Source organism: Halorubrum sp. GN12_10-3_MGM, assembly GCF_005435235.1.
In the GTDB taxonomy this organism is placed as follows: domain Archaea; phylum Halobacteriota; class Halobacteria; order Halobacteriales; family Haloferacaceae; genus Halorubrum; species Halorubrum ezzemoulense.
Genome location: NZ_SGUB01000017.1, coordinates 57,996 through 67,758, shown reverse-complemented (window position 1 = coordinate 67,758; position 9,763 = coordinate 57,996). Strand labels below are relative to the sequence as shown.

Genomic DNA, 9,763 nt, shown 5'->3' with positions numbered 1-9,763 from the left:
GGGATGGGCTCCACGACGGAGCCCATCCCTGAGAATCATCGCGAACCTCTGCTGCCAGTTCATACAGGCTAAGTTGTGCGCCTTCTATGAGATAGCAGCGAAATCAGTTCGGGCTAAACACGTACGAGACGCTGAATCACCGTACACTCCCTCGCTCATCGTCGCGCCGGCCATCGACGTCCAGTATCGTGCCGACGACACTCTCGGAGACCGGCACGCCAACACCCTCCAGGCCCGGACACTCGCTCGGTTGGCGACGTACGCCGACGGGTATGACATCCCGGTGCTCATTACTCGGTGTACGATCGACGAATTCACCGAGCCGGTCGCGACAGTCGCTGACCACCACCTTGAGTGTGAGCAAACACGAATGGGGCCACGAATCTGTGGCGAGGAGTTCGAGACACTCGTCTACCCCGTCGATGATGGCGCGTACTACCAGACGACGTTCGCCTACTGGCGACAACTGCTCGCAGCACGTGCCACGGAGGTTGGCGTCGAACCGACGACGCCAGCATCGTCAACACCCGAGGATGTCGGAACGGGCGTCACAGCGGAGGGAGAGACGCTGACGGCCACCACAGATCCCCTACTAGATGCGTGGACAGCTACCGGAGGTCGGTAACGTTGGGACGCACAAATCCGACATATCGAGACGCTCTGCGGGCCATCGAAGAGCGATGGGCAGAGTTTCGCCGGGCGCTCCGTCGTCGCGACCAGCCGAGATTCGACCGACTGTTCAAGTACGCTCGCGAGCACGCCGACGCGAGTGGGCTGTTGAACCACCAGAACCCGCTCCTCCCGGCGCTGTTCAGCATCAATCTCGAACAAGAGGCTCGTCTGGATGACCACGAAGAGCGTCTGGAGGAGCTTGAACAGCGAATTGCGAAGATGAACAACGACCGGCAGCAGCCGGCAGGAGAAGAGCCCACTAGTGAGCCAGAATGACCGAGTTGACGACGATTGCCTTCGATATCGAGACGACGGGGTTTGGGGCCGATGATAAACTCACAGTGGTTGGGTTCGATTCGGCTGTCTCGTCGCGAGTGTTTCTCAATACAGGCGACTCGGCACCGACGACAGGCTTGGCTGATCAGGTGAATGATACCCTCCTGACACCGGTCCAGCTCTCTTTCCACGATAGCGAGCCGGAACTCCTCACCGAGTTGGCGACGTTCGTCACCTCAACGCTCACCCAGCGTGACGCAAAGCTCGTCGCGTACAACGGCGAGCGGTGGAACGGTGGATTTGACTTGCCATTTCTCCGAACTCGATGCTGTACGCACGGCTTCGAGTGGCCCTTTGGGACGCTCCCGTACGTCGACGTGATGGACGTCTTCGAGAAGCGGTTCAATACCAGCGAGGATTCGCTGAGCGGTGTCTACGGCGAGCTGATCGGATCGGGACTGAATGATCTTGATCCATTCGCCGACAGCGGTGAAGCCGTTACAGTGTGGGAAGAGGGTACGTATGAGCCGCTCGTCACCCACAATGTCGCTGATATCCGTCGAACCAGATCGTTGATGGAGCTCGCAGAGCGCTACTGCTCGAAATCAGATTTTTCGATGAAATCGCTCGAACCAGTGAGTGATGAAGGATAGATCGGAGAAACTGTCGAGGGCCTCGGTCACGATCACTTGCTGTATTTGTCTTCGAGAGCAGCTTCTTGTCGAGCCAGTATTCGGACACCCTCACGGATCCCCTCGGTCAACACTATCCGTCCGAGCTCCGTCAGTTCGTAGTACGAATAGGTCTCTTCAGTCCCCGTATTCGGATCGCGTCGGTTCTTGATGAGTGCGACATCCTTGAGCGTCCGGAGAGGATAGTGGAGCGCATTATCCTCCTCACCAAGTACCATTGACAGCTCGCTGGTACTGAGTTGGTTATTCTCCGCTAGCGCCTCAAGGATCAGATATTGCTTGGGCTTAGACGCCACTTCGTACATCTCCAAGTAATCTTCAAGATCGAACAGGCTGTCTTCAGGGAGTTCAACGTCAAGGTCGAACCCGTTATCACCCTCATTAGAGTCGTCACGCCGTCGGAGCGACCCACCGTCAGGCATTGACGTTCGGTCGGGTGAGTTCGTCATATAACTCAGTTGGTTCCCAACCATCTTAAGATTTTTTACTATGGTTGCGGTGAGACCATCCAGCTATTTGACCCAGCGAGTTGAGTAACATATAATGGAAGAGCGGTTGATCGAGGCACTCGAAACAAGCCCCTACCTCAGCGAGACAGAGATTTCTAAGCCCAGACTCCTCGTCTATTTGATGGGGCCCTACAAGTCGTATCCGCCCTACGAGTCACTCTCTGCCGATCGAGGCGTAGCCACGACGCGAACGACACTTGATGAAGCAGTCCAAAACCTCCAAGCTACTGAAACTGACTTTGACGCGGATGAGGCACTCTGGCTCCTCATCGAACTCCGCCGACGACTCCGAAAAGAGCGAGGCGTCAATGCCTTCCTCGCGACAGATCCTGAAATTCCGCTCTACGAAATGGACGCTGCCACCCAGAGTATCGAATTCACCAAGGCATCCGTTGCAACTGTCTTTATTGCTCCGGCGATGGGTGACAACCTCGGTGTCGGTATCGAGATCGGATCTGTCTGTGAACATCTCTCGTCACAGGAACTCCGTGAAGAAGTGCTGTTCCTTGGCGAACAGAACGTCGAAAGTTCGATGATCGATGCGATTTCGGAGCGTTGGCACGTTACAGTCGATGAGTTCGATGATTTTGATGGGCTCTATCAAGCTGTCAAAGCCCACGTCCGCCAAGTTGCCTAGCGAGAGACTTCGTTTTGGTTGTCGGAGCGTGTTGAAACCCCCAGCGAACGAGAATCCAAATAGGTCTATTCGCTCTTATGTAGAAACGCGGAAAGAGGTCGTTTGGTTGTGCCAGCTCCGAATTGAGTACGCTATCTCGGGTTCAAATCGCCGGACTACGGTGGGTGTTCAAAATGTTAAATCGTCTTTCCGCAGCTCTACACAAGAGCGCTTTTTCTTAACCAACAACAGAAGTGAATGGGACGGTATGTTGGTTAATCAAGATCAATCCGCATTAGCAGGGAGACGACCATCCGGTCGCAGGACTCGACCCCGTTTGATTTCGTGATTGACGCGACGCAGGTGCTTACAACCGCCTTCGGGTGAGCTCTGTTGCCAGTCGGGACATGTACACGATTCATCGATGACGTCGACTTCGTACCTGTTACCGGATGCGGACTGTACCTCATAGCGGCCACTTTTCGAGAGGAGTGAGACGTCCATCGCTTCGGCGACGGCACGCTTCGTACGGGGCTCGAGATCGTACTGTAACGCTGCGTTCTCGTTGACGACCAGTCGCTCGCGAGCGATGCGGAAGTCCCGCGAGCGTTAGTGAGCGGGACGTCGGTGAGCTTGATCACCGGAAGGGCCAGCGGCGGGTGGGGTGGGCCGGTGAGTACCACACCAATCAGGCGATGGGGCTAGTTGTTCAGCAACTGTACTGATGTAGGGCTGAAAGCACCCCGGCACCCGACGCGTCTCGACGACACACGCTCCATGCGACCGACCCTATAGCGAATCGCGATCAATCAGCGTCAGGGAAACTCGTCGTCGTCACCTTCGTCGCACCGTCTTCATAGACACTCTTGCCGTGCCCAACTAGGATTCGCTCTGGGCGGTAGTCGGCGAGGCTCTCCGGCGCCTCGTCGAGAGCTGGGTGGACGCCGATGTCGTCGTCGCCCTCACAGTACCCCGGAAGGGACCGAGTGTCTCCATGACGACGAGGGCCTCATCGGCTTCGTCGACAAGGACCGCCTCCTCCCGCTCGTCTGTGTCGATAAGGCGCTGGATATTGTAGTCCGTGCCAGGAAGTTCAGATTCGAGTAGTTCCGGGCTCTCGTCGAATTTCTCGCACGTCACGTCCATCCAGCCCGGAAGATGAACGACGACGTCGCCACGGGGCGGGATGTGCCAGAAGCAGCTGCCGAGTATTTGGAGACGATTTGGCAAATATACCTCACGGAAATAGAGCGCCCGGTCTGAATTTTGGGAATAAAACGCCTCATGACTAGTTTCTACGCGGATGAGAAAAGAGAAGCAGAGCGGTGACCATCGGAACAGATAGGCCAACGATTGGAACTGTCTGTCCAAAGATAGCTGTCATGATGGCAGTGGCACCAACTATGACACAGCTGGTCAGAATCGAGAACTGACGCCAACGTGGCGCGATTTCGGCGGCATCTGAGAAGATATTTGCTGACCCCGCTCCAAGTGTCACTGCGAGCCCGATATTGTAGCTCGCTGTCAAGACCAACAGCGTCGGGAAGTACTCCCCTGTGATGAATCTATGGCTGGCGACAGTCATCCCTGCGAGCCCAATTACCACCAATAGGAGCCCAAATCCGAACCACTGAGACCACCGACCAGCAGGTGGCTCCGGAACGCTTTCGGAAGGTATACTGCGAACAACCGGCTGGGCGGCGATAAGTAGCTGTAGCCAAACGAATGAGCCGATCCAAACGGCTGCGACGCCAGGTGACCTGAAAATCTCTCTGGTGACTAAACTGATGGGTGTGAGTGTCTCTTGTGGGGACTGGTGTGGGAGCGCGGTGCCGAGGGCAATGACAAAAACGAGTACTAACAGGCCTAGGGATACAGCATCGACAAATCGGGCGAGGGGTCGGCCGACGACACCTGTGACGGAAGCAACGGCCGCACCGAGTTTGGTTGGGCCACCCCCAGTATGCTCACAGACAGATGAGCCTGTTTCGCCCCGGTGAATCTGTTTATGACATGTTTCACAAAGAGTCAGAAGGTTCTCTAATTCGTGTGACCCGCCGATACGGCGCGGAAGTATGTGGTGACATTCGAGGCTGGCATCTCCGTACTGGCCGCCCTCTGCGCCACAGTGCTGACATTGAAACTCATCACGAACAAAGGCCGCACGCCTACGTGCGGACCAATCACCGGGAAGTTCAGTCACGGATAGAGCCCGAGTGAGCCGTGCTACAGATTCGGTCCATCCCTGTCCCCCTCAGATCCTCCTCCTCCAAGCCCAACGACTTCAGCGAGCTTAGAGACGACAGAGCCACTATCTGTCTCGTCCTGCTCATCAGCGCTTTCTCGACCCACTGTTCTATCGATCTCTTCCATCAGCTGGTCAGCCCGCCGTTTCACCGTCTGATTTCCAGCCCGTTTGATTGAGGCCACTTCCTGTTCGAGTGTGGACTGGACACGCTCAACCACAGACCGTTGACGGCGTCGGTAGACAATCATCGTGGCGACACCGACGAGTATTCCACCCGCTGCGCTCCACCCGAGCAAAATGGACCACGTTGGCCGTGACGACGATTGGGCTCGATCCCATGGGTTATCGGCCAGTTCCACCTGCTCGGAGATCTGTGCGTCAAGCCGCTGACCGTTTTGACTGAACTCGATGTCCGCTACTGCCGAAGTCAACTCACGCTCTCCAAGTGTGGACGGAACCACGCTGAACGCGATCGTTACCTTCTCTCCTGGATCGAGCTCCGGTACTACGAACGCGTTTCTCCCTTCTGACCGGATCGAGACGTCGTGGTTACTAGGAGTGACCGTGCTAGCGTAACTACTGGTCTGGATCAGTGTCTTTGCCCCCGACCTGAAGTCGACCCTAATGTCGCTAAGCTTCGCATCGGTGGGCTCGATAGTCAGCCGAACGCGAATCTCCTGTGACGGAGTGGTCTCATCGTAGTCGGCACTCATGACGACAACATCCCTGACGGGTTCCTGAGCGCTGACCGACAACGGGGCACCCATGGCTGACCCGAGCACAAGCGCCACGATGAGGACCGTCGTTGCCTGGTACCTCATTCGTCTGCCACCCCGTCAATGGGTCTCTCACTCGAACTCTCGCCAATCTGGGATACTGACTGTACTGCGGGAACGAGTTCAGGGAAGGCCGCATGGCGAGACAGGTCGATATCGCTCCCAATGAGCCTATCCAGACTTCCCTGTCGCCATCGTTCCTGAATCACCCTAAACTCGGAGGCATTCTCAAGGCTAACGTTCCCATACAGAACCACCAGTGTCAGCTCGAACGGACTGTCGACCCAGCAGTCACTCAGAACCGTCCCGATGTCGTGGCGGCTGTTGATTGCCTGTAGGTCACTTTCGACTTCCCCAGACATACTCAAGACGCCACTATTCCCCGCCGAAGTCATCGGGATCAGGGTCTTGTCTAACTTGCTGTTCGCCCGGAACGTCCTACTATTGTCAAAGTTATCCTCAATCGGCTCCGACACGATGTCGAGAGCGGTGCTGATCTGGCGGAGGATACTGTCCCTGACGAGCAGCCCGTCGTCGATGAGATCGAAGAGACTCTCTGCTTCGGTGAGGCTCTTGCGGCTCAGATCTTCCATCGAGTCGATGTTGAGTGGGATGTCACCGACCGACCCGGAGAAATTATCTACCGGGGTGACCCTCTGGCGGCACGTCTCTCGACGCGTCTCGGCAGCGCGAATATCACTCTCCTTCTCACCGATGAGGTCCTCCGCAACCGTTTGACGAGTCCCAAGGAGCTCACAAACGTCCTCCAGCTCCGTCTCCAACTTTGGCAGTTCGGTGTCGACGAGTCGTTCGCGGAGCGAAAGGAGGTGCTCGTACTCGTCGAACAACTCTGACAACTCCTCTCGAGTCTCTTGAATACTATCGAGGGTTGCTCGCAGGCGCCTCCGCTCGTTCCGCTCGTACCATGAGGTGTTAGCGATCTGTTCTTCGATCTCGGCCTCAGAGTTGCCTAAGTATGGGTCGATCCCCTGCTCGTATCGGTTCGTGTAATCCTCCTCGCTCAGGCCTCGGACATTCGCATCGAGGTCCTCTTCGTTCTTCTCCCAGAGGTCGTCGATTCGCCGTTCGAAAGCGTGATCCTCTAGTTCTGCGTCAATCTGTGCTAAGACGAGATTCAAGAAGGCGTACTTTCCGAGGGCCCGATGGGGAATGAACTGCTCCGGGTCGAAGTCCTCAATACCGTTCTCCGCTGGACTGTCGCTGAAATCGTCGGCCGACACCAACCGCTCGGGGAGGTCGGTAACCACTCGACTCATCCCCTCCTGAATCTCGTCAACTCCGGCGAGCGTCACGTCTAGCACCGAGGTGGCGTCGATGAACTGTGAGCTCCGTCCCGATATCTCTGCGCTGATGTCGTCGATGGTCTCGGGAACTGATCCAGGCTCGAACTCTATCTTGCGAAGTGCGTTGATATTCGCTTCGAGCTGTCCGAGAGCGTCCCGATGTGACTCAAGCTGCTCCCTCTCACGCCGCTGCGCACGGATTTCCTCTCCTGACGTCAGCAAATCGAGCGCCGCCTGTACCGTGGCCCCGATATTGGCGACGTCGACTGTGTACATGTCATAATCGAGCTGGTTGTACGTGTTACCAATGTCTCCGGCACTGACCGTCGCAAGCGACAGAATCGCCGAAGCCAGCTTGAAATTAACCCGAGAGAGGTAGCTCTCTCGCCTATCACTGTCGTGTTGTGAGGTGTCAACCCGCTGCTCTTCAATTGGGGCCACGAAGAGCTTGTCAAGTGGTGGCGTGGTGATGTCGACGTAATCCATCGTACTGGCCACAGGCGTTTGAATCGTCTCCGTCAACAGGCCGTCACCGTTCGCTCCTTCGTCTAACCTCTGTAGTGTGGCCAGCGCCTGTAACGTGTTGCTCGAGTTGACGTAGTACTCCGCTTCACCCTCTGGGTCGAGTGCTTGGCCGTCAGTCCGGAGTTCCGACACCGTGACCATCGCGTTCACCCTCACATCGAGGTCGAATTTACTCTCGATACCCTCAGCAGCTCGACGGACAAGCGGTGCGAGCAGTGGCAGGATCCCGCTTCCAGTTCCTCCAGATCCTGTACCGACTAACCAGATTGACGCTGACGTGTCCTGCTTGTCGAGCGCAGATCGCATCTCGTTGCCGATACTCCGCTTGACACGCCCGTCGTGGCGCTCCAAGAGGAACCGACCCACGCACGGGTTCCGGGTCGCCCCTTGGATGTTCAGGCTATGGTTTGGACTCAGGTATGGAACTGACGGGTCGTTCTTCGCCTGGTCAAATTCCTTCTTGATCCGGTCGTTCGTGTTGAGCCGAATTCCCTTGAACTCATTCGGAACGGCAGCGCTGTCGATAGTTGCCGACTCAATGGGGATGTACTCGATATCTAAGTCGGGCTCCAAGCGCTCCTCCAGGGAGTGGATCCGCTGTGCGGTTCGGAGCCCACCCGTTCCAACCGGAATGACGAAGAGCTTGTTCCGGGTTGGCTCATTGATCTGCTGTCCATCCGACTCTGTGGCATCGTCGGCACCTTGGTCCGGGTCACCGGCTGCGGTCTGTGGCTTGTGTTCGCTCATATGTGTTAGCCGCCGGGAACGGCCCTGAAACAGGGCACCACGTTTCCGACGTATGTACACGTATGCTGCCTTTCCCCCATCACTCCGTTAGCCACTATTCGGGGCTCGGTTTGGAAATCCAGGTCTCATCTGGAGTTCTGGAATTACCCCGACTGCTTTCTGGGTGTGCGTATCGTCCGGACTCTGCTCGTCTTGAACGGTTGGACCAGGGACCGTTCCAGCAGGCTGAGGGGTCCGGTCAGAACTCAAACACTCTGTCAGAACGATTGTTGAGTCGGCCTACTATTGTGTCTCTCATCTACTCGGTCAGTGGCGCTGATAATTGCCATTCCTGAATATCGGTAGGGTAGAACTGAAAACGCCCTCTCTCAGAACAACAAATTTTGCGGATCACTTCTCCGTGTATAAGACAATCTCTTACTCTGAAGACCACTATCGGCAGTCATTATAGTATAAAAAATTTTCCCAGACAATCCGTCTTCGGATTAGCCAGTATATCCCCGGCACATAGGAGTAATTGCGATGGCAGTGAACGACTCCGATCCGGCCGACGACGCACAGGCGCAAGATGATCTCAATCCGTTCGCGATCAAGGCAGTGAAGGCGGAAGTCGCTGAACAGGCCGAGCACCAGGAGAACTTCCAGACCTCCATGCGCGTTGTGTTCGATCCTGACCCCGAGGCGACCCAAGAGTTCCAGGAAGAACTCATTGGGCTTATCAAGCACCACCTCTCGGAGGAAGATGTTTCTCTGGCAGAAGTCGCGATTGGTCTCTGGGATGAGATTGTCCGCATGGAGGAGATGTTCCGGGAATCTGACGAAGAGGAGTCTTCCTCCGACGCTTCCGATGAAGATGATTCGGGTGTCGCGGGGGGCGGATCTTCGGACATCTCGGATACCCTTGAGAAGCTAGCAGATGGAGAGGACGATTCGGAGGCTGGCAATGAGACTGAAGCGGACAGCCCCGACGATCCGGCCTTTCACTGAATCTGCTAGGTTCTTTTTTGAGAAGGGAGTGACGACCAGTCATGTGGAGTGTAGATCCATTCTATTAACTAATATTGAACACTACGGCTCTGTTGAAATCCTTAGGGAATGATACATTCTGACCCGGATGGGGTCAGTACAGGGCACGCACGGATCGCTTAGTACAGGGAACGCATTTACTATTGAACTCAGTAGCTGAAGCATGAACGAGGGCCGCGGTTTCGGCTTGGAGAACCCGTGGATGTTCGTCTTCACGAACGTTGTTGTCTGGGTCGCAGTCGTTAGTACAATCCAATCGGTTCTCTTCGACGGTGAATTGATTGGTGCAGTCATCGAGGGAACGACAGGCGGTTTCGTTTGTGGAATTGCGATATTCTATCTCAGGGAAAACGACTGGTTCTGATACATTCA

Annotated in this window: 10 protein-coding genes and 2 pseudogenes; 6 read left to right on the top strand and 6 right to left on the bottom strand. The window is 55.9% G+C overall.

What is annotated here, in order from left to right; all coding sequences use genetic code 11:
* The 3 genes and pseudogenes from EXE47_RS12855 to EXE47_RS12845 all read left to right on the top strand — a co-directional run.
* Positions 1–625, top strand: a pseudogene (locus tag EXE47_RS12855) (hypothetical protein); the annotation flags it as partial.
* A 2-nt stretch (positions 626–627) separates the two neighbouring features.
* Positions 628–948 carry a hypothetical protein gene (locus EXE47_RS12850; RefSeq protein WP_089309458.1) on the top strand — a complete coding sequence of 107 codons (321 nt, stop codon included), beginning with the start codon at positions 628–630 and terminating at the stop codon, positions 946–948.
* A complete protein-coding gene (locus EXE47_RS12845; protein WP_089309457.1) occupies positions 945–1,601 on the top strand; it encodes a ribonuclease H-like domain-containing protein in 657 nt (218 codons plus the stop codon). The genes EXE47_RS12850 and EXE47_RS12845 overlap by 4 nt, the downstream gene beginning before the upstream one ends.
* 32 nt (positions 1,602–1,633) lie before the next feature.
* On the opposite strand, the gene EXE47_RS12840 is transcribed toward EXE47_RS12845, so the two are convergent.
* On the bottom strand, positions 1,634–2,062 hold the full coding sequence (locus tag EXE47_RS12840; protein ID WP_241997584.1) for a MarR family winged helix-turn-helix transcriptional regulator: 429 nt from the start codon (positions 2,060–2,062) through the stop codon (positions 1,634–1,636).
* A gap of 121 nt (positions 2,063–2,183) precedes the next feature.
* Here EXE47_RS12840 and EXE47_RS12835 point away from each other — a divergent pair, with 121 nt between their 5' ends.
* Entirely contained in the window at positions 2,184–2,786 is a 603-nt protein-coding gene (locus tag EXE47_RS12835) for a hypothetical protein (RefSeq protein WP_089309230.1), read from the top strand.
* Between the two features lie 264 nt (positions 2,787–3,050).
* On the opposite strand, the pseudogene EXE47_RS18985 reads toward EXE47_RS12835, so the two are convergent.
* The 5 genes and pseudogenes from EXE47_RS18985 to EXE47_RS12810 all read right to left on the bottom strand — a co-directional run.
* Positions 3,051–3,350: pseudogene (locus EXE47_RS18985) on the bottom strand (hypothetical protein); the annotation flags it as partial.
* A 294-nt stretch (positions 3,351–3,644) separates the two neighbouring features.
* Positions 3,645–3,911: a hypothetical protein gene (locus EXE47_RS12825; RefSeq protein ID WP_089309229.1), complete on the bottom strand. Its 267-nt coding sequence runs from the start codon at positions 3,909–3,911 to the stop codon at positions 3,645–3,647.
* A 142-nt stretch (positions 3,912–4,053) separates the two neighbouring features.
* Positions 4,054–4,968 carry an HNH endonuclease gene (locus tag EXE47_RS19365; RefSeq protein ID WP_089309228.1) on the bottom strand — a complete coding sequence of 305 codons (915 nt, stop codon included), beginning with the start codon at positions 4,966–4,968 and terminating at the stop codon, positions 4,054–4,056.
* 23 nt (positions 4,969–4,991) lie between these two features.
* The gene (locus EXE47_RS12815) at positions 4,992–5,834 is read right to left on the bottom strand and encodes a hypothetical protein (protein WP_089309227.1); all 843 of its coding nucleotides are present in this window, start codon (positions 5,832–5,834) and stop codon (positions 4,992–4,994) included.
* A complete protein-coding gene (locus EXE47_RS12810) occupies positions 5,831–8,365 on the bottom strand; it encodes a tubulin-like doman-containing protein (protein WP_089309226.1) in 2,535 nt (844 codons plus the stop codon). The genes EXE47_RS12815 and EXE47_RS12810 overlap by 4 nt, the downstream gene beginning before the upstream one ends.
* A 522-nt stretch (positions 8,366–8,887) precedes the next feature.
* On the opposite strand from EXE47_RS12810, the gene EXE47_RS12805 reads away from it, so the two are divergent.
* Both EXE47_RS12805 and EXE47_RS12800 read left to right on the top strand, forming a co-directional pair.
* The gene (locus EXE47_RS12805; RefSeq protein WP_089309225.1) at positions 8,888–9,352 is read left to right on the top strand and encodes a hypothetical protein; all 465 of its coding nucleotides are present in this window, start codon (positions 8,888–8,890) and stop codon (positions 9,350–9,352) included.
* A 202-nt stretch (positions 9,353–9,554) separates the two neighbouring features.
* Positions 9,555–9,755 (top strand): hypothetical protein, encoded by a 201-nt coding sequence (locus tag EXE47_RS12800; RefSeq protein ID WP_089309224.1) that lies wholly within the window; start codon positions 9,555–9,557, stop codon positions 9,753–9,755.
* Positions 9,756–9,763: the final 8 nt, after the last annotated feature.